The organism is Serratia sp. X10, from assembly GCF_017811775.1.
In the GTDB taxonomy this organism is placed as follows: domain Bacteria; phylum Pseudomonadota; class Gammaproteobacteria; order Enterobacterales; family Enterobacteriaceae; genus Serratia; species Serratia ureilytica.
The window spans coordinates 251,911-276,558 of the sequence record NZ_JAEIOH010000006.1 but is presented as its reverse complement, the minus strand read 5'-3'; the positions used below and the strand labels follow the sequence as shown (position 1 = coordinate 276,558).

General features: G+C 60.4%; 22 protein-coding genes. 5 read left to right on the top strand and 17 right to left on the bottom strand.

The features are described 5' to 3' along the window. Positions 1–12 precede the first annotated feature (12 nt). Positions 13–240: a hypothetical protein gene (locus J9788_RS19710; RefSeq protein WP_209333063.1), complete on the bottom strand. Its 228-nt coding sequence runs from the start codon at positions 238–240 to the stop codon at positions 13–15. Between the two features lie 165 nt (positions 241–405). Between J9788_RS19710 and J9788_RS19705 the strand changes: the two genes are divergently transcribed. Continuing rightward, positions 406–1,716, top strand: a complete 1,311-nt coding sequence (locus tag J9788_RS19705) for an MFS family transporter (protein WP_046897864.1) — start codon at positions 406–408, stop codon at positions 1,714–1,716. Positions 1,717–1,752: 36 nt separating this feature from the next. On the opposite strand, the gene pssA is transcribed toward J9788_RS19705, so the two are convergent. The 4 genes from pssA to trxC all read right to left on the bottom strand — a co-directional run bounded on the left by pssA (position 1,753) and on the right by trxC (position 7,181). Next, positions 1,753–3,108, bottom strand: coding sequence for a CDP-diacylglycerol--serine O-phosphatidyltransferase (gene pssA / locus J9788_RS19700; RefSeq protein WP_046897863.1), 1,356 nt, complete (start codon positions 3,106–3,108; stop codon positions 1,753–1,755). A gap of 152 nt (positions 3,109–3,260) precedes the next feature. After that, a complete protein-coding gene (locus tag J9788_RS19695) occupies positions 3,261–5,909 on the bottom strand; it encodes a bifunctional acetate--CoA ligase family protein/GNAT family N-acetyltransferase (protein WP_033644169.1) in 2,649 nt (882 codons plus the stop codon). A gap of 48 nt (positions 5,910–5,957) precedes the next feature. After that, positions 5,958–6,647 (bottom strand): tRNA-uridine aminocarboxypropyltransferase, encoded by a 690-nt coding sequence (locus J9788_RS19690; protein ID WP_046897862.1) that lies wholly within the window; start codon positions 6,645–6,647, stop codon positions 5,958–5,960. 114 nt (positions 6,648–6,761) lie between these two features. Further along, positions 6,762–7,181, bottom strand: a complete 420-nt coding sequence (trxC, locus tag J9788_RS19685; RefSeq protein WP_004928868.1) for a thioredoxin TrxC — start codon at positions 7,179–7,181, stop codon at positions 6,762–6,764. Positions 7,182–7,388: 207 nt separating this feature from the next. Here trxC and J9788_RS19680 point away from each other — a divergent pair, with 207 nt between their 5' ends. Continuing rightward, positions 7,389–8,477 (top strand): tRNA/rRNA methyltransferase, encoded by a 1,089-nt coding sequence (locus J9788_RS19680; RefSeq protein ID WP_182265589.1) that lies wholly within the window; start codon positions 7,389–7,391, stop codon positions 8,475–8,477. Between the two features lie 59 nt (positions 8,478–8,536). Here the strand turns inward: J9788_RS19680 and emrB are convergent, their stop codons facing one another. The 7 genes from emrB to J9788_RS19645 all read right to left on the bottom strand — a co-directional run bounded on the left by emrB (position 8,537) and on the right by J9788_RS19645 (position 15,854). Next, a complete protein-coding gene (gene emrB / locus J9788_RS19675) occupies positions 8,537–10,075 on the bottom strand; it encodes a multidrug efflux MFS transporter permease subunit EmrB (RefSeq protein ID WP_182265588.1) in 1,539 nt (512 codons plus the stop codon). Positions 10,076–10,092: 17 nt separating this feature from the next. Then, a complete protein-coding gene (gene emrA / locus J9788_RS19670) occupies positions 10,093–11,265 on the bottom strand; it encodes a multidrug efflux MFS transporter periplasmic adaptor subunit EmrA (protein ID WP_182265587.1) in 1,173 nt (390 codons plus the stop codon). A 23-nt stretch (positions 11,266–11,288) separates the two neighbouring features. Next, on the bottom strand, positions 11,289–12,740 hold the full coding sequence (locus J9788_RS19665) for an efflux transporter outer membrane subunit (RefSeq protein WP_033644165.1): 1,452 nt from the start codon (positions 12,738–12,740) through the stop codon (positions 11,289–11,291). Between the two features lie 28 nt (positions 12,741–12,768). Beyond that, positions 12,769–13,287, bottom strand: coding sequence for a transcriptional repressor MprA (gene mprA, locus J9788_RS19660; protein WP_004928879.1), 519 nt, complete (start codon positions 13,285–13,287; stop codon positions 12,769–12,771). Between the two features lie 162 nt (positions 13,288–13,449). Next, complete coding sequence (gene ygaH, locus J9788_RS19655; RefSeq protein ID WP_033644164.1) at positions 13,450–13,797, bottom strand: L-valine transporter subunit YgaH; 348 nt, start codon at positions 13,795–13,797, stop codon at positions 13,450–13,452. After that, entirely contained in the window at positions 13,787–14,533 is a 747-nt protein-coding gene (locus tag J9788_RS19650; protein WP_046897860.1) for an AzlC family ABC transporter permease, read from the bottom strand. Before J9788_RS19650 ends, ygaH begins: the two co-directional genes overlap by 11 nt. Before the next feature lie 121 nt (positions 14,534–14,654). Further along, positions 14,655–15,854 carry an MFS transporter gene (locus J9788_RS19645; protein ID WP_182265586.1) on the bottom strand — a complete coding sequence of 400 codons (1,200 nt, stop codon included), beginning with the start codon at positions 15,852–15,854 and terminating at the stop codon, positions 14,655–14,657. Positions 15,855–15,959: 105 nt separating this feature from the next. Between J9788_RS19645 and J9788_RS19640 the strand changes: the two genes are divergently transcribed. After that, positions 15,960–16,838: a LysR family transcriptional regulator gene (locus J9788_RS19640; protein ID WP_182265585.1), complete on the top strand. Its 879-nt coding sequence runs from the start codon at positions 15,960–15,962 to the stop codon at positions 16,836–16,838. 30 nt (positions 16,839–16,868) lie between these two features. Here J9788_RS19640 and proX read toward each other — a convergent pair whose 3' ends face one another. The 3 genes from proX to proV form a co-directional block, all read right to left on the bottom strand. Then, on the bottom strand, positions 16,869–17,870 hold the full coding sequence (gene proX / locus J9788_RS19635; protein WP_033644160.1) for a glycine betaine/L-proline ABC transporter substrate-binding protein ProX: 1,002 nt from the start codon (positions 17,868–17,870) through the stop codon (positions 16,869–16,871). Between the two features lie 69 nt (positions 17,871–17,939). After that, positions 17,940–19,046 carry a glycine betaine/L-proline ABC transporter permease ProW gene (gene proW, locus J9788_RS19630; protein ID WP_046897857.1) on the bottom strand — a complete coding sequence of 369 codons (1,107 nt, stop codon included), beginning with the start codon at positions 19,044–19,046 and terminating at the stop codon, positions 17,940–17,942. Next, positions 19,039–20,241 (bottom strand): glycine betaine/L-proline ABC transporter ATP-binding protein ProV, encoded by a 1,203-nt coding sequence (gene proV / locus J9788_RS19625; RefSeq protein WP_046897856.1) that lies wholly within the window; start codon positions 20,239–20,241, stop codon positions 19,039–19,041. The genes proW and proV overlap by 8 nt, the downstream gene beginning before the upstream one ends. A 126-nt stretch (positions 20,242–20,367) precedes the next feature. On the opposite strand from proV, the gene J9788_RS19620 reads away from it, so the two are divergent. Next, positions 20,368–20,631: a hypothetical protein gene (locus J9788_RS19620; RefSeq protein ID WP_129993510.1), complete on the top strand. Its 264-nt coding sequence runs from the start codon at positions 20,368–20,370 to the stop codon at positions 20,629–20,631. Between the two features lie 16 nt (positions 20,632–20,647). On the opposite strand, the gene J9788_RS19615 is transcribed toward J9788_RS19620, so the two are convergent. Together J9788_RS19615 and J9788_RS19610 are read right to left on the bottom strand one after the other, a co-directional pair. Beyond that, on the bottom strand, positions 20,648–21,334 hold the full coding sequence (locus J9788_RS19615) for a response regulator (protein WP_046897855.1): 687 nt from the start codon (positions 21,332–21,334) through the stop codon (positions 20,648–20,650). 33 nt (positions 21,335–21,367) lie between these two features. Continuing rightward, positions 21,368–22,960 (bottom strand): sensor histidine kinase, encoded by a 1,593-nt coding sequence (locus tag J9788_RS19610; RefSeq protein ID WP_046897854.1) that lies wholly within the window; start codon positions 22,958–22,960, stop codon positions 21,368–21,370. A 326-nt stretch (positions 22,961–23,286) separates the two neighbouring features. Between J9788_RS19610 and J9788_RS19605 the strand changes: the two genes are divergently transcribed. Next, positions 23,287–24,642: a 2-hydroxycarboxylate transporter family protein gene (locus tag J9788_RS19605; RefSeq protein WP_182265584.1), complete on the top strand. Its 1,356-nt coding sequence runs from the start codon at positions 23,287–23,289 to the stop codon at positions 24,640–24,642. Positions 24,643–24,648: the final 6 nt, after the last annotated feature.

Genomic DNA, 24,648 nt, shown 5'->3' with positions numbered 1-24,648 from the left:
TTGTTTTGTCTGTTATCTGGCGTTCTGCTCGAGCATGGGCATCCTGAGACGAATTGTGTAGGACAAATCCGCCGGGAGCGGATTTGAACGTTGCGAAGCAACGGCCCGAAGGGGGGCGGGCAGGACGACCGCCATAAACTGCCAGGCATCAAATAAAGCCGAAAGCCCTGAACTGACGTTCAGGGCTTTTTGCTGTGCGTAAAATGGAATATCCCCGTTGTAATCCGCTTCAGCTTTCATCGTACTGTTTAATATTCATCACAAAACCAACGCATTGTTTCTCTGAATGTCAGATATTCTTCGTCCGCTATTAAGTTTGGCTGTTAACTTATAAATAACAATAAAGTAACAACCAGGGCGGCAGGAAGCCAAATTTCATCATTGTTATGGCTTGGAGAATACATCATGACAGAAACAACCTCGGCTCTTGGGGATGAGCACGGCGTCGAACAGGGGGCGCTGGATAACAAGAAACGCATTTTCGCTATCGTCGGGGCTTCATCAGGCAATCTGGTGGAGTGGTTTGATTTTTATGTTTACTCCTTCTGTTCCATTTACTTTGCCGCCTCGTTCTTCCCGGCGGGCAACAGCACCACGCAGCTGCTGCAAACCGCCGGGGTATTCGCCGCCGGCTTCTTTATGCGGCCGATTGGCGGTTGGTTATTCGGCTATATTGCCGACAAGCATGGTCGAAAAAATTCCATGCTGCTTTCGGTCTGTATGATGTGCGCCGGATCGCTGGTGATCGCCTGCCTGCCGACGTATGAATCGATCGGCAGCTGGGCGCCAGCGTTGCTGCTGATCGCCCGCCTGTTCCAGGGGCTGTCGGTAGGGGGAGAATACGGCACCAGCGCGACCTATATGAGTGAGGTGGCGATCAAGGGGCGACGCGGTTTCTATGCCTCGTTTCAGTACGTCACCTTGATCGGCGGGCAACTGCTTGCGCTGCTGGTCCTGGTGATCCTGCAGCAGATATTGCCCGCCGAAGCGCTGAAAGCCTGGGGATGGCGCATTCCGTTTGCCCTGGGGGCCGTGTTGGCGATAGTCGCGCTGTACCTGCGCCGTTCGCTGAATGAAACTTCCGATGCGAAGACGCGTAACCACAAGGATGCCGGTTCGCTGACGGGGCTGTGGAAAAATCGCAAGGCGTTCCTGATGGTGTTGGGCTTTACCGCCGCCGGTTCGCTGACCTTCTACACCTTTACCACCTACATGCAAAAATACCTGGTGAACACCGCCGGTATGGACGCCAAGCTGGCCAGCGCCATCATGACCGTCGCGCTGTTCGTCTTTATGCTGCTGCAGCCTGCGGTAGGCGCGTTTTCGGACAAAATCGGCCGTCGCAGCTCGATGTTGATCTTCTCGGCCTTCGCCACGGTGTTGACGGTGCCGATCCTGTTCGCTCTGAAAGAGGTGAGTAATCCTTATATGGCGTTTGGCCTGATCGTGCTGGCGCTGTTCATCATCAGTTTTTACACCGCGATCAGCGGGCTGCTTAAAGCCGAAATGTTCCCGCCGGAGGTTCGTGCGTTAGGGGTGGGCTTGTCTTATGCGGTGGCGAACGCCATGTTCGGCGGCTCGGCGGAATATGTCGCGCTGTCGCTTAAATCGTTTGGCGTGGAGAACGCTTTCTTCTGGTATGTCTCCGGCATGTGCCTGCTGGCGCTGCTGGTCTCGCTCCGGTTGCATCGCAAAGGCAAGGAGATACAGCTGTAATAAAAACCCCGGCCTTGGCCGGGGTCAGCATACCGCTTACAGGATACGGCTGATCAGCCGATCGATGCGGATACGGCGCAGACGCCGAATCAGCTTACGGACCTTGATCGGATACTGCTGAATGCTTTGCAGTTCCTGATAATGGCCGACTACAGTGGTATGAGTACGGATGCATTCCAGCTCTTTCTGCCGTTGCTCGCGCAGCTCTTGCTTGGGATCGTGGATCAGAATGGCGTTTTCCAGATCCAGCCGCCAGGCGCGCGGGTTGAGGTTATTGCCGGTAATCAGCTGCCACTCTTCGTCTACCCACATGCCTTTCAGGTGATAGCTGTTATCGCCATCCTTCCACAAACGCACGATCAGTTGGCCGGTGTCGATGTAACGCTGCAACCGGCTCAGGAAGCGGCGCAGGTTGATCTCGTACAGGTAGGGCAGTGCGCCGATGATTTTGAACGGCTGATCTTCCGGAATATAGAAGTCGTTGGCGGTCTTATCGCCGACGATGATCTCTACCTGTTTGCCCTGGCGCAGCAGATAGATGATGTTGCGCACCAGCAGCGCCGGCAGGTTGAAATAGGGGGTGCACAGCGTCAGTTTCTGGTCGGCACACGACATCAGGTGATGAATGGTTTTATTCAGCACGCTTTGTTTGCCCAGCCCAACCAACGGTGTCACCGCCAGCTCATCGTTGCCGGCCTTACCGCGGAAGTGATAACCGGCGCGGCGCAGGGCGAAACGGAACAGACGGGTTTCGTTTTTGATCTCCGGGCTTTTCGGCCGATCGCTGCGATCGAGGCGCTGCACCGCGCCGGCGGTCAGCAGATGCTGCTTGATGTAATCGATCAGGGTATCGGCCAACACCTCATTGGTGATCAGTTGGTAGCGATCGTAACGGTATTTCTCATGCTGATGCAGATAAACGTCGTTGATGCTGGCGCCGCTGTAGATCACGGTATCGTCGACCACAAAGCCCTTCAGATGCAATACGCCCAGCGCTTCACGGGTATTGACCGGCACGCCGTAGATCGGCACCGACTGTTCCGGGTGCTGGCTGGCCATGGCGCAATACCAGTCGGCGTTGGTATTGGCGGCGGCAGCGCCGATGCGCCCGCGCTGTGCGCGGTGCCAGTCGACCAGCACGCAGATTTCCAGCTCGGGCCGCCGCTGCTTGGCTTGATACAGCGCGTTGAGGATCTCACGCCCGGCGTCGTCATGCTCCAGATACAGAGCCACCAGATAGATGCGTTGGGTGGCGTTGGCGATGGAATCCAGCAGCGTGGCGCGAAAGTCGGACGGCGCGTACAGAGTACGAACATCAGCAACCGTCTGGGGGAGTTTGGGCAGTTGTGCAAGGTGTTGTTGATGTTTGCTACGTTTAAATTTTGACAACATCACAGTGCGCTTCTTCTCTCATGATTGATGGCCGGAACGCCACAGACTTAAAAACAATAAACCGAATAATCGGGCGATAATACCATTAGTTGCCTCGATTGTGCGTATGTTTTGGCGTTAAGTGGTGGATTCGTAGCGCATTGCGACGCAGGTCACTGCGCGTCGTCGGCCTGCAGCGGCAGCGTCAGATTGACGATGCCGTCCTCAAGCTGCACCTCGATGCCAAAGCCCAGCCGCTGCGCCAGCGCGATCATGCCGCGGTTATTCGGCATGGTGATGCCGCTCAGGCGGGTCAGGCCATGCGCGCGCGCATAGGCGATCATTTTCTCCAGCAGCTGGCGGCCGAGCCCCACGCCTTTCAGGTCGGAACGCACCAACACGGCGAACTCGGCATCGGTGTTGTCCGGATCGGACAGCGCGCGGGTCACGCCGATAATCTCGTCTGCCCGCACCGCCACAAAGGCCATTTCCCGATCGTAGTCGATCTGCGTCATGTTGGCCAAATCGTCATGGGTAAACTCGTTGATCTCGCTGAAGTAGCGATAATAGAGATCTTCCTTGGTCACCCGGTCGATGAAATGCTTCAGCGCCGGCTCGTCTTCCGGCAGGATAGGGCGGAACAAGCATTGGCTGCCGTCTTTCAGCGCGATGGTCTCTTCCAGCTCATGCGGATAAGGCCGAATCGCCAGCCGCGCCTGTGGATCGCCGCTGAACGGCGCGAGCTGCATCGAAACGTCCAGCAGGGTGAACTCGCTGCCGGAAGCCAGCACCGGGTGAATATCCAGCCGGGCGATCTCCGGGCAGTCAAGGATCAGGTTGGAAACCTGCACCAGCAAGCGGCTCAGCCCGGGGATATCTAAAGGCCGCAGCGCGCTGCGCCCGCGGATCTTGCCGCCTTTCACCGCCTGCAGCACCAGATAACGCGCCAGCGCCATATTCAGCGGCGGCAGCGCGACCGCCACCTGATTTTCCTGGCGCCACTCTACGCCGCCTTCACCCAGCATGATCAACGGGCCGAAAATGGCATCCTGCTCCACGGCGATGCGCAGCTCCTGGGCGCCGGCGCGGTTGGCCATGCTCTGCACCAACAGGCCGTGGATGCGCGCCTGAGGGTAGGTGCGCTTCACGCGGTCGAGGATCGCCTCCGCCGCGCGCTGCACTTCGGTCGCGGTGCGCAGGTAGAGCATCACGCCCTGAACTTCCGATTTGTGCGGGATATCCGGCGAACGCAGCTTCAGCGCTACCGGGTAGCCGATCTGCTCGGCGATGTGCACCGCTTCGGCGCTGTCTTCGGCGATCCAGGTCGGCAGGGTGCTCAGATCGTAGGCCTGCAGAATGGATTGCACCTCGTGGGTATCCAACTGGGTAGCGCCTTCGGCCAGCGCCTGATGAATCAGGCGGTGGGCATCGGCGGTATTGGCGGTCAGGCCGACCGGCAGCGCGGGCGTCTCCTTCAGCTGCTTCTGGTTGCGGCGGTATTCCACCATATGCATAAAGGCGGTGACCGCGCCTTCCGGCGTGCGGTAAGTCGGAATGGCGGCTTCGGTAAACAGCCGGCGCGCCTCTTGCGAAGAGTATTCGCCGCACCAGTTGGTCAGCAGCGTGATGCGCTTGCCCCTCGCATGGCGATGCAGTGCGTCGATCAGCCGCTGCGCCGTGGCAGTGCCGGGCGCAGCCGCGCTCGGCGCGTGGATCAGCAGCAGCGCGTCATAGTCGTGGCTGTCGAGCAGCGCTTCGAGCGCCGCCAGGTAACGCTGTGGCGTGGCGTCGTCGCGCAGGTCGAGCGGGTTGCCGGCGCGAATGAAGTCCGGCAGCGCGTCGCTCAGCGTCGCCAGGCTCTCCTCGCTCAGCGTCGCCAGCTTACCGTTGCGGCCGAGCAGTTCGTCCAAGGCCATCGCCGCCGGCGCCGCCCCGTTGCTGACGATCATCAGCCGTTCGCCGCGCAGCGGATGCATATGGCTGAGGGTTTCCACCGCCGAGAACAACTCATGGGTATCCTGGACGCGCAGCAGGCCGGCGCGCTGGATGGCGGCGTCATAGGCGGCGTCCAGCCCCAGCTGGCTGTTGAGCAGTAATTGCGCCTGTTGGCTGCGGCCGCTTTTGATCACCAGAATAGGCTTGTTGCGCGAGGCGCTGCGCGAGGCGGAGAGAAAGCGCCGCGCATCGCTGATGTTTTCCAGATACAGCAGGATGGCGCTGGTCTTGCTGTCGCGCGCCAAAAAGTCGAGCAGGTCGTCGACGTCGATATCCAGGCTGTCGCCTAGCGCGATGAAATAGGAGAAGCCGACTTCGCGCTGCTGTGCCCAGTCGAGAATGGTGTTGGCCACGGCGGCGGACTGCGAGATAAACGCCAGCTTGCCCTTTTGGATCGGCACCGGCGAGAAGCTGGCGTTGATGCCTTGCCACGGCGCCAGTAGCCCCAGACTGTTGGGGCCCAGCAGCCGCATGGCGTAACGCTGCGCGCAGGCTTTGAGCTCGGCGAACTGTTCCGGCGGCGAAGAGAGCACGATGGCGGTTTTGCAGCCGCGTTGGCCCAGCGCTTCAATCAGCGCCAGATTACGGCTGGCGTGGGTGCAGATGATCGCCAGATCCGGCGTCAGCGGCAGGCTGGCGACGTCGGGATAGGCCATGACGCCGCATACCGCCTTGTAGCGCGGCGTCACCGGCAAGATGGGCCCGCCGAAACCGCCGGCCAGCAGGTTGCTCATCATCAGGTTGCCGGCGCGGCCCGGCTGCTGCGAAGCGCCCAGCACGGCGATCGATTTGGGACGTAGTAGCGCTTCTAACCCTCGCTGGCTCATGCACGGCTCCTTTTGGCAACGTTACGCCTGATTTTAGGCGCTTTATGGCTACATTGCTGTGACCGGTGCCTCCGGTCGGGTCGGTTTTCCCGCCAGATACTGTTGACGGAAATAGCGGAAATGCTGATTCAATCCGTCGGCGGCCGGCATATCGCCCGCCTGTTGCAGCAGGGCGGCGGCCACTTCCGCCGTGCAGTGTTGCTCGGCGCGGCTGGCTTCGCGCAGCTGATAATCTGATGCGGCGTCGACGTTGAGGGAAAATACCGGGAATTGATTGAGGTACGGGCTCTTACGGAACATTTTTCGCGCTTCCGCCCAGGTGCCGTCCAGCATGATGAACAGCGGCGGTTTGCCGCCGGCGGGCAGCTCGCTGAACACCGGCCGCTCGGCGTCGGCGTAGGATGCGGGGAACACCACGTAAGGCTGCCGTGTCGGATCGTTGATGGCCGCCAGCAGGGCGGGATCGACCTCGGTACGCGACCAGAGGAACGCCTGGGTGTCCGGCAGGATATCGGCGATCAGGCGGCCGGTGTTGCTGGGCTTGAGCGGCTCGGCGCCGAACATGATCAGGCAGAAACGGCTGCCGGCCTGCTGCGGGCGAATGGTGTCGCACAGGCAGTTTTTATGCGGCAGCAGGCAACCCTGACAACGCGCCACCCGGCAACCGCGCGCCAGAAAAGGGCGGGTGGCGCGGTCTAAACGGAATTGGCGCAGGCGAAGTACGGCGTTGTCGGTCATAACGATCCTGGGGAAAAACCGCTATTGTAACGCAGAAAAAAGCCCGCCGGGAGGGGCGGGCTCGATCGGGGCGCGTTCGCGCGCGATGGCGGGATACGGCCTATACTTGCCGAATCACACTAACTCGTTGAGCCAGTTGTCAAACGGCGCCTTCGGCATCGCGCCGTTGAGCATGTCGACCATCTTGCCCTGACGGAACACCATGATGGTCGGGATGCTGCGGATGCGGAAACGGGCGCTCAGTTCCGGCTCGGCTTCAGTGTTCACTTTCACGAAGCGCACTTTGCCGGCGCGCTCTTCGGCCACGTCTTCAAAGATCGGCGCAAAGCTGCGGCACGGGCCGCACCACGGCGCCCAAAAATCGACCACGACCGGCAGATCGTCCTGCAGCAACTGGTCCAGCGTGGCGGCGGTGGCGTTGATCACTTCACCGTCGAAGAGCTCATGGCCGCAGCGGCCGCATTTCGCGTTGTCCGCCAGACGTTCTTCCGGCACACGGTTGGTGGCATTGCAAGCTGCACAAACTGTATTCATGTTGACCTCGGGTACTGAGAAAGCCGGGTCTCCGCAACGCGGTTGCGGAGATGTTTCTTTAATGCTGACGATTATCGGCAAAACCCGGCGCATGAACAATGAGGTTTGTTCAATGGATGTGATAGTTGGGAGCTTTTAGCGCAAGTTGGTGGCTTCATGCACCAACATCAGGTAATCTTCGCGCCCTGCGCGTTGGTGGAGAAGACAATGAACGATTCATTTAGTGGCAAGAACGGTAAGGTCAAAGTGATGTACGTCCGCAGCGACGACGACAACGGCGACGACCGCAACAAGAATAAACGTCCGGCCGGCAAAGGCCGTCCGGCTGACGGCGCGCGCTCGGGCCGCACCGGTCAAGACAAGGCGCGCGGCGGCAACGACCGTCGCGGTTCCGACTCCCGCCGCAGTGAAAGCGATCGTCCTCGCCGTCCGGCGCGCTCTGAAGATCGCGGCGGCAACGAGTCGCCGTGGAGAACCGTGTCGCGCGCGCCGAGTGAAGAGCCGGCGTTCGATCACGGCGGCATCAGCGGCAAAAGCTTCATCGATCCGGAACAGCTGCGTCGCCAGCGCGCGGAAGAAACCCGCGTTTACGGTGAAAACGCCTGTCAGGCGCTGTTCGCCAGCCGCCCGGAAGCGATCGTGCGCGCCTGGTTCGTGCAGTCGGTCACGCCGCGCTTTCGTGAAGCGCTGCGCTGGATGGCGGCTAACCGCAAAGCCTACCACGTGGTGGATGAGGAAGAGCTGGCCAAGGCTTCCGGCACCGAGCACCACGGCGGCGTCTGCTTCCTGATCAAAAAGCGTCAGGGCCTGGATGCGCAGACCTACCTGAAAACCGCGCCGGCGACCGACTGCGTATTGGCGCTGGAAGAAGTCGGCAACCCGCATAACCTGGGCGCCATCGTCCGTTCGTGCGCCCACTTCGGCGTCAACGGCGTGCTGCTGCAGGATCCGGCGTTGCTGGAATCCGGCGCGGCAGTGCGTACCGCAGAAGGCGGCGCGGAGCACATCAAGGCGATCAACGCCGATGATTTCCTGTCGGTGCTGGATACCTTCCGCAAGGCGGGTTACACCATCGTCACCACCTCCAGCCACAAAGGCACCGCGCTGGCGCAGGCCAAGCTGCCGGCCAAGATGGTGCTGGTGCTGGGCCAGGAGCGTGACGGCCTCAGCGACAGCGCCTGGCAGCAGGGCGATATGAACGTGTCTATCGGCGGCACCGGCAAGGTGGAAAGCCTGAACGTTTCCGTGGCGACCGGCATTCTGCTGGCGGACTGGTGGCGTCAGAATCAGGCGTGATTTTCATTACGTCGAATAAAAAACGGGCGCCTCAGGGCGCCCGTTTGGTTTATTGAAGCTTAGTGAGCGCCGCCGCCCCCGCCGCCGCCGGAGCTGAACGGCGGTTTCGCCACCCACACCAGCGCCAGCAGCACCAGGAATACCCCGGCCGACAGCCAGAAAATCTCGTTGGCGGAGATGATCAGCCCCTGTGCCGTGATCTCGTTGGCGATGTAGGCCGACGCCTGTTGCTTGCTCATGCCGAGCTGCTCTAGCTGCCGGTACATCTCCTGCGACTGCGGATTGTACGGGTTGACGAACTCCGTCAGCTGCGCGTGATGCTGCGATTCGCGCTGCGTCCACAGGGTGGTGGTGATCGAGGTGCCGATCGACCCCGCCAGGGTTCGCGTAAAGTTCGACAGGCTCGATGCCGCCGCCATGCGTTCCGGCGGCAGGCCGGACAGCGTGATGGTGGTCAACGGCATGAAGAAGCAGGCGATGGCGAAACCTTGAACGAACTGCGGCCAGGCCGAAGCGCCGAAGTCCATGCCCGGTTCAAACGTATAGGCACGCCAGTAGAAGCACACGGCATACATGATGAAGCTGAAGGTCACCAGCCGGCGCATGTCGAGCCGGTTGCCGAACTTGCCGATGATCGGCGACAGCAATACCGGGATCAGCCCGACCGGCGCCGACGCCAGCCCCGCCCAGGTGGCGGTGTAGCCGTACACCTCTTGCAGCAGCTGTGGCAGCAGAACGATGGCGCCGAAGTACAGCATGTACGCCAGGCTGATGCACAGACAGCCGATGGTGAAGTTGCGCGACTTGAACAGCGACAAATCCACTACCGGATGGTCGTCCGTCAGTTCCCAGACCACCAGGAACAACAGCGCGACCACGGCCACGACGGTCAGGGTGATGATCTCGGTCGAGTTGAACCAGTCCAGCTCCTTGCCCTGATCGAGCATGATCTGCAGCGAACCGATGCCGACGATCAGCAATACCAGGCCGACGGTGTCGATCGGTTTGATCTCGGTTTGGGTTTCCCGCCCCTTCAACGTCGCCATCGCCGCCACGATCACGAAAACGCCGATCGGGATGTTGATGAAGAAGATCCAACCCCAGTGGTAGTTGTCGCTGATGTAGCCGCCGAGGATCGGCCCGAAGATCGGCGCGACGATCACGGTCATCGACCAAAGCGCCAGGGCCATCGCTCGCTTGGCGGGCGGATAGTTGTTCAACAACAAACTCTGCGACAGCGGGATCAGCGGCCCGGCCACCACGCCCTGGATCACGCGGAAGAAGATCAGCATGCCAAGGCTGTTGGAGATGCCGCACAGCCAGGAGGCGAGGGCGAACAGCGCGGTGGACCAAAGGAACAGCCGCACTTCGCCGAAGCGCTTCGCCAGCCAGCCGGTGATCGGGATTGAGATGGCGTTCGCCACGCCGAACGAGGTGATCACCCAGGTGCCCTGCGAGTTGGAAGACCCGAGGTTACCGGAAATGGTGGGGATCGCCACGTTGGCGATGGTGGAGTCCAGCACCTGCATGAAGGTCGCCATGGCGAGCGCGACCGTCATCCAGGCAAGCTGGGCGCCTTCAAGCGGTTTCTGTGGCAAGATGGCCTCCCGCGCGCTTAGCCGGCGTTCGCATGGATCACGTCGGCGATCAGCTGGTTAACCGGCGCCAGATTCAACGCCAGCGCGTCGCTCTGATACAGCGGTTTGTCGCGCACCACGTCAGACAGCACGCGGCCGTCCTGGTTGGCGGTATCGACGGTCACCAGCGTCGAAAGACCGATGCGCAGCGGATGATCGGCCACCTGCTTGGCGTCGAGCTCAATACGCACCGGCAGACGTTGCACCACCTTGATCCAGTTGCCGGTGGCGTTCTGGGCCGGCAGCAGCGAGAAGGCGCTGCCGGTGCCCATGTCGATACCGACCACTTTGCCTTGATACACCACGTCGTCGCCGTAGACGTCGCTGACCACCGTCGCCGGCTGGCCGATGCGCATATTGGCGATCTGCGTTTCCTTGAAGTTGGCGTCAACCCAGATGTGATCGGCCGGCACCACCGCCATCAGCGGCGAACCGGCGGCGATCTGCGCGCCGACCTGCACGCTGCGGCGCGAGACATAGCCGGTAATCGGACTGATCACTTTGGTACGCTGCAGCGCCAGCCAGGCGTCGCGCATCTGCGCGGCGGCTTGCTGGATCGCCGGCTGCTGTTCCAGCGGGGTGTTCAGCACCATCGCCTGGTTGGCATTGTATTGCTGCACTGCCACTTCGAGCGCGGCTTTGGCGCTGTCGACCGCATCGCGAGCATGTTGCAGCTCTTCGCGGCCGATGGCGTCAACGCTGCCCAGCACCACGCGACGTTTCAGATCGTTCTCGGCCTTGCTCAGATCGGTCTTGCGCAAGGCGATGTTGGCCTGATACTGCTTGCTGTTGATGATCAGCTGGTGGGTCTGACGCACGCTGTTGGCCAGGCCGGTTTTGGCGCGTTCAAACGCCTGCTCGGCATCGGTCGGATCGAGCGTCAGCAGCACGTCGCCCTGCTTGACGTAGTCGGTGTTGTCGAAGTTGACGCTGTTCACGCTGCCGGACACCTGGGCCATGATCTGCACCTGGTTGCCGGAGACGTAGGCGTCGTCGGTTTCCTGGTGATGACGCAACACCAGGAACCAATACACTAAATAAGCCACCCCTATAACAATGAAAATAACCGTCAGCAACAGCAGCCAAAATTTGCGCTGCTTCTTTTTGCCGCTCGGCTGCTGCGGGTTTTGAGTTTCCGCGCTTGCGCTCATGGTGTTCTCCAAGCCTTATATTATTATGCTTTCGAATCCGCTGCGGCCGGGGCCTGATAGCCACCGCCCAACGCGCGGATCAGTCCTATCTTCGCCTGCAGTAAATTGCTGCTGGCATTCAACTCCGCCTGTTGCTGCTGCAATAGCTGCGTCTGGCTGGTCAACAGATCGTCGCGCCCGATAATCCCTGCCTGGTAACGGGCGTTGGCGACCTGATACACCTGTTGCATCGACTGGGCCGCGGACGCCGCCTGCAGCTGCTGTTGTGCAGAGCTCTGCTGGATGGTGATGGCGTCGGCGGTTTCCTGTACCGCATTCAGGATGGTTTGGTTGTAGGATTCCACCGCTTCGTCATACAGCGCGGATTCCTCGCCCAGCTTGCTGCGCAGGGCCCCGGCGTGGAAGATCGGCAGCGAGATCGCCGGCATCACGTTCCAGGCCTGGCTGGCCGCTTCAAACAGATTCGGGCTGGTGCCACTGGTATTGGTGGTCATCAGGCCGGCGAAGGCTGAAATGGTCAGGCTGGGGTAAAACTCTTTACGCGCGGCGCTGACGCGCTGGCTGTAAGACTCCACCAGCTGGCGTTGCGCGGCGATGTCCGGGCGTTTGCCCAACAGATCCGCCGTCAGTTCACCCTGCGGCGCCATCAGGTTGTCTGCAGGCAGCGGCACCTGACGCAGGTGCTGCATGGCGTTCGGCCCCTGGCCTGCCAGCGCGGCGAGCTGGTGTCTGAGCTGTTCGATTTGCGACTGCAGCTGCAGAATCTGCTGTTTGGCGACGTCGGACTGCGCCTGGGTTTGTTGCGGCACGTCGACGCCGGTCAGGCCGGCCTGATAGCGCTGTTGGCGCAGCGCGGTCAGGCGCTCGTTGTTGTTCACTTCCTGCTGCAGCAGCTTCTCGAGCGCGAGATTGCTCTGCAGCTGGTAGTAGGCGGACGCCACCGAGCTGGTCAGCGTCAGCGCCGCCTGTTCCTGCTCGGCGCGCGCTGCGTTCACTTGCGCCTTGGCGGCGTTCACCTGGTTGCGGTATTTACCCCACCAGTCGAACTCGTACGCCAGGTTCAACCCCAGCGAGTTGGAGCTTGAATAGATCGGCTTATGCGGATACCCCAGCCCCATATTGACGTTCTGCGGCACGCGCTGACGCTGGGTGCTGGCGTTCAGATCCAGGTTCGGCCCGTTGGCGGCGTTGGCTTCGCCTACCACGCTCTGCGCTTCGCGCACGCGGGCGGCGGCCTGACGCAGGGTCGGCGAACTTTGCAGCGTTTGCGTCATCAAGGCGTCCAGCTGCGGATCCTTGAGGGCGCGCCACCACTGCGGGCTGACGGCCAGCGAACTGACTTTCGGCTGAGCCAACTGCAGGCTCTGCGGATCCATCAGCGTGGATTGCGGGGCAATATTATCGGTAGAAGCACACCCGGCCAGCAGCAACACGGCGAACAGCGGGGTGAATCTCCAGTGAAATGGGGATCGCATAAGTAGGTACCTGAACAGAAATTGTGAATTAGGGTAACTGTTCTGTGATTTCCATTTGATCCAGACGTGCCAGCAATTTGCGCGTCAGCTGTTCCAGCTGTTTTTGCTCATCGTCGGTCAGCGTGGACCACAGGAAATGCAGACATTGGTGCTGCGGCGGCAGCAGTTGACTGAGAAATTCTTCCCCCTGCGGCGTCAGATGCAGATGCAGGCAGCGGCGATCGTTGTCGCTTTCCCGGCGCTCGATCCAGCCGCGCTTCTCCAGCTCGTCGGCGATGCGGGTCGCATTGGTGCGCGAGGAGCCCAGGGCAGAGCTTAGCTCAGAAGGTTGGATGCTGTGGCTTTCCTGCGCATCCAGGGTAATCAGCGCCATAAACAGTGTTTCGTTAATCCCCTGCGCTTTCAGCATCTTATTGCGATTTTCCAGCAGCTTGCCTTGCATGTGCATGCATAGACGGGTCAGCAGGATTTCCTGATAAGGGAAATCTTTCTGCCGCGTGGCGCGGAAATTCAGCATTTGTTCTATGGGGGCAAACGAGCTTTCCATAATTTAGGGCCTCATTAATTTCGTTCGAGATAGTAACGACGGTGACAAATAATGTAAATGTTCAGCCGTGCGGATAATTTAGCAATTCGTGTCATTTGTCAGTGTTTGTAAAGATGTGACGCCTGAAAACGCCAGTGTGAAGCCAAACGGTCGGAGGCGGCGTCAGCCAGGGCCGAAAAACATTAACAATTTTAATGTGACGCCAAAGGCCGTCGCGCCGAGCAGCGTCGACAGAATGATGCTTTTACTGCGGTAGAAGCACAGTGCCAGCGCGGCGAACCCCGCTAACGTCGGCAGCAGCTTGTCCGGTTCGCGCATCACCACCGGCGTGCTGGAGACCACCAGCAGAGCGCAGATGGAGGCGATGCCGATGCTGTCGAGCAGCAGGGCGGCTTTGCCGCGTTTGATGCCGGGCTGAGCGCGCGCCGGCGCCAGCCGCAGCGGCAGATAACGGAACAGGTAGTTGGCGCAGCCCACCACCAGGCCGATCACCAGCACATCAGTGTTCATGGCAGGCCTCCGCGTGCGGGGGTTGGAACAGGGCGGCGACGCAGCCGGCGCCGATGCCGGCCAAAATGGCGACCGGAATGGAGAACAGCACCACGCCGAGCAGCGCGCCGGCCAGCGCGGCGGCGATGGTCAGGCTCTGCGGGCGCCGGAAAGCGGCCAGCAGGAAACTGAGAAACAGCGCCGGCAGCATGAAGGCGAGCGAGGCCTCGATCACCGGGAACTGCTCCAGCGGGCCGTTGCCGAACAGCGCGCCGAGCGCGGTGCCGGCTACCCAGGAGAGCCAGGAACAGAGCGCGATGCCCAGCATCCAGTTTTCGCTCCAGCTGCGATTATTGCGCATCAGTCTGGCGGTGGCGGCGGCGAACACCTCATCGGTCAGGCCAAAGGCCCACAGCGCCGTTTTGCCGGGCGACAGGCGCGAGACGATGCGGTGACGCAGCGCCGGGCCATACAACAGGTGGCGCACGTCCATCGCCATTACCGTCAGCGCGGAGACCCACAGCGACATGCCGGCGCTCAGCAGAGCGGTGATCACGAACTGGCTGGCGCCGGCGTAGATAATGCAGGAGAAGAAAATGCTTTCCAGTGGGGAAAAGCCCAGTTTGACGGCGCTGAGGCCGAAAGCGAACGCCACCGGCACGTATCCGATGACGATCGGCAAACTGTCGACGACGCCGTTGGCGAAGGTGGCGCTGACGGCGGGCGGAGTGAGGCTGTCTGCAGCTTGGCTTTGCATGGTTGTGGGTCGCAGGGTAGATAGGTCGTCAATAGTTTATGCCCAGAACATTACCAGAGAGTAAGTAATGTTTATACCCTGCACCGCTAATAAATTTCTTTAGTGACTATTTGCACGATAATCAGATTGCCGCCGGCCCCTGCGGATCGTGATGCTTGCCGAGCCACCAGGTCAGCAGGTTGAGCAGGCATAACCCCCCTCCGACGGCGGCCACGCCGTACCAGCCGGCATGCTGATAGGCGGACGCGGAGAGCAGCGAACCGAGCGCGCCGCCGATAAAGTAGCTGGTCATGTAGCCGGCGGTCAGGCGGTTGCGCGCCTCCGGCATGATGCGATACATCACGCTCTGGTTGGTGACGTGTACCGCCTGCGCCGCCAGATCGAGGATCAGGATGCCGGCGATCAGCGCCCACAGCGATTGTTTAGCCAGCGCGATAGGTATCCAGGACAGCAGCAGCAATACCAGGCTGACGGTGGTGGTCAATCCGGCCTTGCCTTTGTCCGCCAGATGCCCGGCGCGCGAAGCGGCCAGCGCTCCGGCGGCGCCCACCAGACCGAACAGTCCGATCACCCCTTCGGAATAGTTGAACGGCGGCGCGGCGAGCAGAAAGGCCATTGAGGTCCAGAGCACGCTGAAGTTGGCGAACGACAGGGCGCCGAGAATGGCGCGGGTGCGCAGCAGCGGCGTGCGGCAGAACAGGCTGAAGATCGAGGCCAGCAGCTGCGGGTAGTTCAGCCCGGAGTGTTGCTTATAGCGCGGCAGCGCGCGCCACAGGATCAGCGCCATCAGGATCATCAGCACGCTGGCGACCCAGTAGATGGTGCGCCAGCCGCCGAACGATGCCAAGGCGCCCGCGACGGTGCGCGCCAGCAGGATGCCGAGCAGCAGGCCGCTCATGATGATGCCGACGGTCTTGCCGCGCTTTTCCGGATGGGCCAGCGTGGCGGCCAGCGGCACCAGGATCTGCGCCACCACCGAGAACAGCCCGGTGAGCGCGGTGCCGAGGATCATCATCGGCAGCGTGGCGGAAGTGGCGGTGATCAGCATGCCGCCGGCGGCCAGCAGCGTCATGAACACGATCAGCCCGCGGCGCTCGAACATGTCGCCGAGCGGCACCAGCAACAGCAGGCCGGTGGCGTAACCGAGCTGCGCGGCGGTGACGATAAAGCCGGCCTGATTGACCGACAGGTTGAAACCGGTGGCGATGGTTTCCAGCAGCGGTTGCGCGTAATAGTTGCTGGCGACCGCCAGGCCGGTAGCGATGGCGATCAGCACGGTCAGCGCCGGGCTGAGGCCCGGATGGGCGTTTTGTTGGCTCATGGTTTTTTCATCACGGAAAGAAGATGGCGCGCAGTATCCGGCAACGCGTCTGCGGAAACCAATGTATAATTTTCATTTGATTTATCTCATTTCAAGATAGATGCCATGAACCTGAAACAGATCCGCTATGCGCTGGCGGTGGCGGAAGAGCAGAGTTTCACCCGGGCGGCACAGCGCTGCCATACGGTGCAGTCGGCGCTCAGCCACCAGATCGCCAAACTGGAAGAAGAGCTGGGCTGTACGCTGTTTGAACGCACTTCGCGCCGGGTGCGCTTGACCCCCGCCGGCCAGGCTTTCATTCCGTCGGCGCAGCGCCTGCTGGCGGCCCAGCAGGCGCTGGTGGAAGAGGTGACCGCCGCCGGCGATGCGGTGTCCGGCACCCTGACCATCGGTACGATTTCAACCATAAACGCGATTGATCTGACCGAAAAGCTCGACAAGTTTCATCGCCACTATCCGGCGGTGAACATCCGCCTGTACGTTGGCATGAGCGAAGCCCTGCTGGAGGATGTGCGTCAGCAGAAGTGCGATATGGCGTTCGTCGGCATTTGGCCCGGCGATGTCGATCTGCTGCCGATGTCGCACCGGCAGTTGACCGATGAGCCGCTGGTGGCGCTGGTGGCGCCGCAGCATCCGCTGGCCAACCGCGAGCGGGTCAACCTGCAGGCGCTGGCGGAAGTGCCGCTGGTGGATTTTTACAGCGGCACCGGCGCGCGGCGCCAAACCGACCGCGCCTTTCAGGCGGCGGGCATCCGCCGGCACGTCAGTTTTGAAATCGACCATATCGAATGGCTGGAGAATCTGGTGCGTCGCGGGTTGGCGGCGGGCATCGTACCGATCTCGACCGCGCAGCGTTTAGGGGCGCTGGTGTCGATTCCGATTGAAGACGGGCCGCGGCGCCAGGTGTATTGCATTTGGCCGCAGCCCTTGTCGAACGCCGCTGCACGTTTTTTACAGTTCAGCGGCATCGATCTGGCGGGGTAGGGGCGCGGCAGAGGCGGCGCCCCCGATCGGTTACGGCTTCGCCGCTTCGGCGGCGGTTTTCACCCAGCCGTCGAAGGTGGCCTGATGCGCCTTGATCCAACCGTTGACGTGGTTTTGGATGTCGGCCTCCGAAGCCTGGCCTTCATGCATGCGCAGGTTTTGCGCGTTGATGTCGGCGATCGGCAGCTTCATGATGGCGAACAGCTTGGCGGCCGCCGGGTTGGCTTCGGCCCACTGCTTGTTGGCGGCGATGCGCATGGTGTTGACCGGGAAGCCGTAGTTGGCGCCGTTAGGCAGCTTGGTATCGACGTTCTTCTGCTCGCCCGGCAAGGAAGAGAACGGCACCTGCAGCCAGACCACGTCGCGGCCCGGCACCATCACATCGCTGACCCAGTACGGCGTCCAGGTGTAATACAGCACCGGTTTGCCCTCTTTGTAGCGGGTGATGGTGTCGGCGATCATCGCCGCGTAGTTGCCCTGGTTGTGTTCGACGGTATTGCTCAGGCCATAGGCCTTGATGTGATGGTTGATCACCGCCTCGCAGCCCCAGCCCGGGGTGCAGCCGGTCAGATCGGCCTTGCCGTCGCCGTTGGTGTCGAACAGCTTGGCGATCTTGGGATCCTTGAGCTGTTCGACGTTGGTGATGTGGTACTGCTCGGCGGTTTTCTTGTCGATCAGGTAGCCCTGCGCGGCGCCGTTGACGTAGACGCCTTCGCGGTAGAACTTGGCGTCGCCGCCGGCGGCCTTGTACTGATCGGCGTGCAGCGGATCCCAGTTGACCGCGATAAAGGTGGCGTCGCCGGAGGCGATGGAGGTGTAGGCGACGTTGTAATCCACTTCGCGCGGTTCCTTCACGTCGTAACCCAGTTTTTCCAGCGCCTTGCTGACCAGCAGCGTCTGGAACGTCTCTTCGGAAATGGTGCTTTGCACCGGCTGTACCGCTATTCCCTTACCGGGTAAATCCGCCGCGATGGCGCTCTGTGAGCCAATCAGTGTCGTCAGGGCGAGAGCCCAGATGCCCGTGGTGCGCATAGTGTTTCCCCTCTTTTGATGTGGTGGTGCCTTGGCCCGCCGGGGCCGCAGCCGCCGGCGGGAAAAGCGTCAGGCTTGTTTGATAAATGGACGGGTAAACAGCCCGATGGGGCCGCGACGGTACCAGCGGCCGATGCCCTTGCTGCGGCGATCGCGCCCCAGCGATTGGGTGAGGCGATCGAGAATGATCGCCAGGATCACGATGCCGACCCCGCCGATGGCGGCCAGGCCCATATCCAGCCGGCCGATGCCGCGCAGCACCATCTGGCCCAGACCGCCGACGGCGATCATCGAGGCGATGACGACCATCGACAGCGCCAACATCAGCGTCTGGTTCACGCCGGCCATGATGGTCGGCATCGCCAGCGGCAGCTGCACCTTGAACAGCAGCTGGCGCGGGCTGGCACCGAAGGATTCGGCGGCCTCGATCAGATCCTCCGGCACCTGCTTGATGCCAAGAATGGTCAGACGCACGATCGGCGGCAGCGCGAAGATAATGGTCACCACCACGCCCGGCACGTTGCCGATACCGAACAGCATGACGATCGGCACCAGATAGACGAAGGCCGGGGTGGTTTGCATGGCGTCGAGCAGCGGCCTAATCACTTTGGCGGCATGCTTGCTGCGCGCCAGCCAGATGCCGAGCGGCAGGCCGATAAGGATGCAGAAGAACAGCGCGGTCAGCACCAGCGCCAGCGTAACCATCGCCTGCGACCAGGCGCCGATGGCGCCGATGGCGACCAGAGAGAGTAGCGTCGCGGCGCCCATACCGAGGCCCGCGATCTGCCAGGCGACCAGCGAGAACACCAGAATGGCGATCGGCGCCGGCATGCCCAACAGCAATTGCTGGAAGCCGCTCAAGATCACGTCTACCGGCACGCGGATGCCCTGGAACAGCGGGCGGAAGTGCAGCACCAGCCAGTCGATGCCTTGCGTGACCCAGGAATCAAACGGCACCCAGGCTTTGTGGAACGGATCAAGCAGGCTGAAGTGCTCAGGCTGCGCCGGGGCGCTGCTGAGCCAATCGGCGCCTTGCCCGGCGGCGTCATGAGCGGCCGGCGGAGGCGCGCTGGACCAGGCGTCGCCGGCGTTGGCGGCGGCATCGTGAGTTGGGGCAGCGCCGGCATCGGCCGGTGCGGTAGCCCAGGGATCTTGGTTTTGCGTGGTATCACTCATTGGCTGAGCCCTCCTTGTCCAACGCCTGCAGCAGCATGGCCTTGGAGATGATGCCGAGATAGTTATGTTCTTCGCCCACTACCGGCACTGCGCACGGCGCCTGGGCGACCAGGGAGATCAGATCGCTGAGCGGCGTGTCGGCCGGCACAGCGGCGGGGGCCTCAAGCAGGGCATCGTCCAGCGTTTGATTGGCGGACAGCGCCTTTTTCAGCGACTCTATCGACACCACGCCGATAAATTTCTTCCCGCGTTCAACAACATAACCATAATCACGGTCCTCATCGCGCAGCAGCTGCAGCGCCGAGCGGGGGCCAAAACCGGGGGTTTTGCGGATCAGCGTCACCGGGCGCCGCTGGGCGATATCCTTGGCGCTGAACACATGACTGATGTCCACGCCGCGGAAGAAGGTGCGCACGTAGTCGTTGGCCGGGTTATTGAGGATCTCGTCCGGCGTGCCGACCTGGATCACCTCGCCGCCCTGCATGATGGCGATGCGATCGCCAATGCGCATCGCTTCGTCCAGATCGTGGGAAATAAACACGATGGTGCGCTGATGCTGAGCCTGTAATTTCACCAGCTCATCCTGCATCTCGGTGCGAATTAACGGATCGAGCGCCGAGAAGGCTTCGTCCATCAATAATATATCCGGGTTATTGGCCATCGCGCGGGCTAATCCCACGCGCTGACGCATGCCGCCGGATAATTCATCCGGGTAAGACAGCGCATAATTCTCAAGCCCGACCTGACGCAGGGCGTCCAGCGCTTTTTCCTGGCGCTCCTGCAGCGGTATTCCGGCTAATTCCATGCCAAAGGCGGTATTATTCAGAACATTCATGTGCGGCATTAGCGCGAATGACTGAAATACCATGCTGATCTTATTTCGCCGCACGGTGCGCAGCGCGGTGTCGGATATTTTGGCGATGTCCTCACCGTCGATCAGCACCTGACCGCGGGTGGGTTCTATCAGACGATTGAGAAGGCGTACCAGGGTGGACTTGCCGGAACCGGAGAGCCCCATGATGACAAATATCTCGCCTTCTTCAATGGCCAGAGTGGCGTCTTTTACGCCGAGCGATAAGCCGGTTTTTTCAAACAGCTGATCTTTTGTCAGACCTTTATCCAGCAGTTTGAATGCGCGTTCCGGGTGCTCGCCAAATATCTTATACAGGTTCTTTACTTCGAGTTTAATTGCCATGCAATTTGCTGTTTCCTCTGGTTTAATTAAAGCGTTATGGGCTGTCCTTAGCAAAATAAAAGAGCTTTTTACCCTAACACAGTGAATATCTGAGACAACCCTCAATGTCATTTAAATAGGATATTAGTGGTTTACATCAAGGTTTTAATTAGTTATGGTAATTTAGCCCGTGACTCAAAATTGACGGCCATTATTCGCCATAATGGTTTGGTTTTTGGGGAAATAATACGGTGTGGCGCAGAGAAATATTTGGGCGCCGCGCCTGCCGTTCGGATAATAAAAAACCCGACCAGAGGCCGGGCAAAAGTCATCAGTATTTCATCAGTTTTAACGACAGGTGCCGATATCGAGGGGGATATCGTCGGGCGTCATGTTATCGCCTTAGTATGACAGCCAGATGGCAGCCTCAGGCCTTGCGATACAGCCTGCGCGGATGGCCGATATTGCCGTACAGCATCTCCACCCGCACGAACTGGGTGGCGACGCAATATTCCAGATAACGGCGAGCGGTGGTTTTGCTGATGCCGACCTGTTCGACCACGTCTTCCACCGCATGTGCCACCGCCGGCTGGGCGATAAACAGCGCCTGCACCAGCTCCAGCGTGTTGGTTTCTATGCCTTTGGCGCTCGGTTCGCTGGAGAACTGCTTCGACTGCAGGTTGTACAGCGCATCGACATTGTCCTGATCGATGATTTTAAAGGTGCGCTGGGTCTGCACGAACTGCATGAAGCGCTCGAGCGAGTTGCGCAGCCGTTTGTAAGACACCGGCTTGATGATGTAGTCGAAGGCGCCGTTGCGGATCGCCTGGCTGCAGGTATGCATGTCGCTGGCGGCGGTGATGAAAATCACCGAACAGGCGGGATTCTTCACCGCCGGTTCTTCCATCAGCTCGATGCCCTGGCCGTCCGGCAGAAAGTTGTCCAGCAGGATCAGCCGCGGCTGATGCTCGTTGGCTTTGGCCCGAGCTTCGGCCAGCGTGGCGGCGTAGGCTACCACCTGCAGGTTGAAATTTTTCTCGATGAACTCTGCGTGCAGCGTCGCCAGTTGCGGCTCATCTTCCACGATCAGAACGTCCAGTGTTTGGTGTGACATAATCGGGTGCTCAAAAAAATCGGGTTATGGGTTTTATTTAGGGATAAATATAGAGAATATCGCGCCGTGCGGCTCGTTGTCCGACACTTCTATGCTGCCGTGTGCCTGCGCCACGTGGCTGGCGACCAGATGCAGGCCGATGCCGTGGTCGCTTTTATCCGCTTTGGTGGTCACGCCCTGTTCAAACAGCGTATCACGAATCTCCTCGGCGATGCCGGTGCCGCGATCCGCCACCTCGATCACCAGTTCGTCGCTGCCGTCGCTGATATAGAGTTCGATCGCGTCGTGCGGAGCCGGGCAGTGCAGCGTCGCCTCCACCGCATTATCCAGCAGGTTGCCGACGATCGACATCAGTTCGGTCTCATTCAGCGCCGCCGGGATCTGCCGCAGCTGGCAGGCCGGATCGAAACGCAGTTCGATGCCTTTCTCTCTGGCGCTGGAGTATTTGCCCAGCAGCAACCCGCACAGCGCCGCCGAACTGAAGCGCTGCGAGATGAAATCGAGGATCTCCTGTGCCCCCTCCGACTGGGCTTCCACATAGCGGATGGCCTCGTCGTAGCGCTGCATGTGCAGCAGCCCGGCCAGCGTGGCGGTCCAGTTCAGCTGCTCGTGGCGCATGATGCGCAGGTTGTCGGCATAGCGTTTCACCTGGCTGAGCTGGCTGCTCAGGGTATTGATATCGTTCTTGTCGCGGAAGCTGATCACCCAGCCTTGCAGCTCCTGCTCCTGCATGATGCGCACCCGGCTGGCGATCACCCGCACGTGGTTGAAGCGGCACACCTCGTCATGGGTGTCGTGCTCCAAGTGCGCGACGGCGAAAAAGTCCGGCTGGGCCTGGATCACATCGCCGATCGGCTGGCCCAGCAGGCCGGTGGCGGGCTGATGCAGATCCAACAGCTCACGCGCCGCATGGTTGATGGTGATGATCCGCAGCTGCGGATCGATGGCGATCACGCCCTCATAGATGGCTTCCAGCAGCGCTTTTTGCTGGCGCACCAGCAGCGCGATCTCTTTCGGCTCCAGCCAGAACATTTGGCGTTTGAGATTTTTCGACAGCAGCCAGGAAAAAACGAACAGGGCGATCAGCAGCAGCACGATGGAACCGATAATTTGCGTTAATGTCCTGGCATTTAAATTATCGATATGCGATTTCAAATAGCCGACGGAAACGATGCCGATGACGTGATTATTTTCATCCAGAATCGGCGCCTTGCTGCGTAATGAAACGCCGATGCCACCCTTGCGAATGGAAATAATGCTTTTTCCTTCCAATACTTCTTTATTATCGCCGCCGATCATCGGCGTGCCCAGGCGGCCCTCATATTCGGAATGATAGAGATGACGGGCATGATTATCACCGATGACGATATAGCTGGCGTCGCTGCTGGCGCGGATTTTTTTCATCAACGCAGCGATCCTGGCGGCGTCGTTTTTTTCTACGGCATCCACCAACGAAGGGATAAGGGCGATTTCACGCGCCTGCACCTGGGCGCGGGCGCCGAGATCGCGGTGCAGTTGCGCATCCAGCTGGTAATAGGTGTAGGCGCCGATGCAGCTCAGCAGCAGGCAGGAGAAGGCCACCAGGCACAGAAACAGCTTGATTTGAAATGAGAGTTTAAGGCGCATGGCGGAGCTTCACCGTAAAGAGATCCTGAAGCCTTACCCTATCACGAGATACGGGGTGTGTAATATTGCGCCCGATCAACTTGTGATCCCTCACACGGGATTAGAGTGAACCGGACGAGAATTGTTCGTCTGCGATAAAGTTGATAAGCTTTAAAATAAAAACGGCATTAACACCATTAAAACCACGCTGATTTTTACATAATCTTAATTAACCCCATAGAAACCATAACCACCATTAAAAACCCTTTTTAATTTTGAACATAATCACAGCAGATAATCCGTGCGCTTCCCTATGATGGCTGAACAAACTAATAAGAGGCCAGATTATGAGCACAACAGATGATTCTTACCTCGTAGCCAAAGACAAGGCCGCCGATATTCCTCTGCGTGAGAAATGGTGGCGGATACTGGACAATTATAAAGTAGGGATTATTCCGTTACCGTTCTTTATTCTGGCCGGCGTATTGATTCTGCTCGACTGCCTGGAAGGCAAGTTGCCGAGCGATATCGTGGTGATGGTCGCCACCCTGGCGTTCTTCGGTTTCGCCTGCGGCGAATTCGGCAAGCGCCTGCCGCTGATCGGCAAAATGGGCGCGGCGGCGATCTGCGCCACTTTCATTCCTTCCGCGCTGGTGCACTATGGCCTGCTGCCGGACGTGGTGGTGGAGTCGACCACCAAGTTCTACAAATCGACCAACATTCTTTACCTCTACATCTGCTGCATCATCGTCGGCAGCATCATGAGCATGAACCGCCAGGTGCTGATCCAGGGCTTCCTGCGCATCTTCATCCCCATGCTGTGCGGCGAGATCGTCGGCATGCTGGTGGGGATGGGCATCGGCATGGCGCTGGGCCTGGAACCGTTCCAGATCTTCTTCTTCCTGATCTTGCCGATCATGGCCGGCGGCGTAGGTGAAGGGGCGATCCCGCTGTCGATGGGTTACGCCGCGATCCTGCACATGGAGCAGGGCGTGGCGCTGGGGCGCATTCTGCCTATCGTGATGCTCGGCAGCCTGACCGCTATCGTCATCGCCGGCCTGCTCAACCAACTGGGCAAGCGTTATCCGCACCTGACCGGCGAAGGCAGCCTGATGCCGAGCAAGCAGGGTGAAAGCGACATGAGCGCGGTGGAAAAAATCAGCGGCAAGGTGGACGTCAGCACCATCGCCTGCGGCGCGCTGTTGGCCATTCTGCTGTATATGGTGGGCATGCTGCTGCACCGTCTGATCGGCCTGCCGGCGCCGGTGGGCATGCTGTTCGCCGCCGTGGCGGTGAAGTTGGCGCACGGGGTGTCGCCGCGCATTCAGGAAGGCTCGCAGGTGGTGTACAAATTTTTCCGCACCGCCGTGACCTATCCCATCCTGTTCGCCGTCGGGGTCGCCATCACGCCGTGGCAGGAACTGGTGGACGCGTTCACCGTACAGAATCTGATCGTGATCGTCACCACCGTCAGCGCGCTGGTGGCGACCGGCTTCTTCGTCGGCAAGAAAATCGGCATGCATCCTATCGACGTGGCGATCGTCTCCTGCTGCCAGAGCGGGCAGGGCGGAACCGGCGACGTGGCGATCCTCACCGCCGGCAACCGCATGTCGCTGATGCCGTTCGCCCAGATCGCAACCCGTATCGGCGGCGCTATCAACGTCTCGCTGTCGCTGCTGGTATTAGCCAAGTTCTTCGTATAACTCCTA

Bases quoted from the DNA above. Each gene is read 5' to 3' on its own strand.
- J9788_RS19710 (WP_209333063.1), bottom strand. From the start codon at position 240: ATGAAAGCTGAAGCGGATTACAACGGGGATATTCCATTTTACGCACAG.
- J9788_RS19705 (WP_046897864.1), top strand. From the start codon at position 406: ATGACAGAAACAACCTCGGCTCTTGGGGATGAGCACGGCGTCGAACAG.
- pssA (WP_046897863.1), bottom strand. From the start codon at position 3,108: ATGTTGTCAAAATTTAAACGTAGCAAACATCAACAACACCTTGCACAA.
- J9788_RS19695 (WP_033644169.1), bottom strand. From the start codon at position 5,909: ATGAGCCAGCGAGGGTTAGAAGCGCTACTACGTCCCAAATCGATCGCC.
- J9788_RS19690 (WP_046897862.1), bottom strand. From the start codon at position 6,647: ATGACCGACAACGCCGTACTTCGCCTGCGCCAATTCCGTTTAGACCGC.
- trxC (WP_004928868.1), bottom strand. From the start codon at position 7,181: ATGAATACAGTTTGTGCAGCTTGCAATGCCACCAACCGTGTGCCGGAA.
- J9788_RS19680 (WP_182265589.1), top strand. From the start codon at position 7,389: ATGAACGATTCATTTAGTGGCAAGAACGGTAAGGTCAAAGTGATGTAC.
- emrA (WP_182265587.1), bottom strand. From the start codon at position 11,265: ATGAGCGCAAGCGCGGAAACTCAAAACCCGCAGCAGCCGAGCGGCAAA.
- J9788_RS19665 (WP_033644165.1), bottom strand. From the start codon at position 12,740: ATGCGATCCCCATTTCACTGGAGATTCACCCCGCTGTTCGCCGTGTTG.
- mprA (WP_004928879.1), bottom strand. From the start codon at position 13,287: ATGGAAAGCTCGTTTGCCCCCATAGAACAAATGCTGAATTTCCGCGCC.
- ygaH (WP_033644164.1), bottom strand. From the start codon at position 13,797: ATGAACACTGATGTGCTGGTGATCGGCCTGGTGGTGGGCTGCGCCAAC.
- J9788_RS19650 (WP_046897860.1), bottom strand. From the start codon at position 14,533: ATGCAAAGCCAAGCTGCAGACAGCCTCACTCCGCCCGCCGTCAGCGCC.
- J9788_RS19645 (WP_182265586.1), bottom strand. From the start codon at position 15,854: ATGAGCCAACAAAACGCCCATCCGGGCCTCAGCCCGGCGCTGACCGTG.
- J9788_RS19640 (WP_182265585.1), top strand. From the start codon at position 15,960: ATGAACCTGAAACAGATCCGCTATGCGCTGGCGGTGGCGGAAGAGCAG.
- proX (WP_033644160.1), bottom strand. From the start codon at position 17,870: ATGCGCACCACGGGCATCTGGGCTCTCGCCCTGACGACACTGATTGGC.
- proW (WP_046897857.1), bottom strand. From the start codon at position 19,046: ATGAGTGATACCACGCAAAACCAAGATCCCTGGGCTACCGCACCGGCC.
- proV (WP_046897856.1), bottom strand. From the start codon at position 20,241: ATGGCAATTAAACTCGAAGTAAAGAACCTGTATAAGATATTTGGCGAG.
- J9788_RS19615 (WP_046897855.1), bottom strand. From the start codon at position 21,334: ATGTCACACCAAACACTGGACGTTCTGATCGTGGAAGATGAGCCGCAA.
- J9788_RS19610 (WP_046897854.1), bottom strand. From the start codon at position 22,960: ATGCGCCTTAAACTCTCATTTCAAATCAAGCTGTTTCTGTGCCTGGTG.
- J9788_RS19605 (WP_182265584.1), top strand. From the start codon at position 23,287: ATGAGCACAACAGATGATTCTTACCTCGTAGCCAAAGACAAGGCCGCC.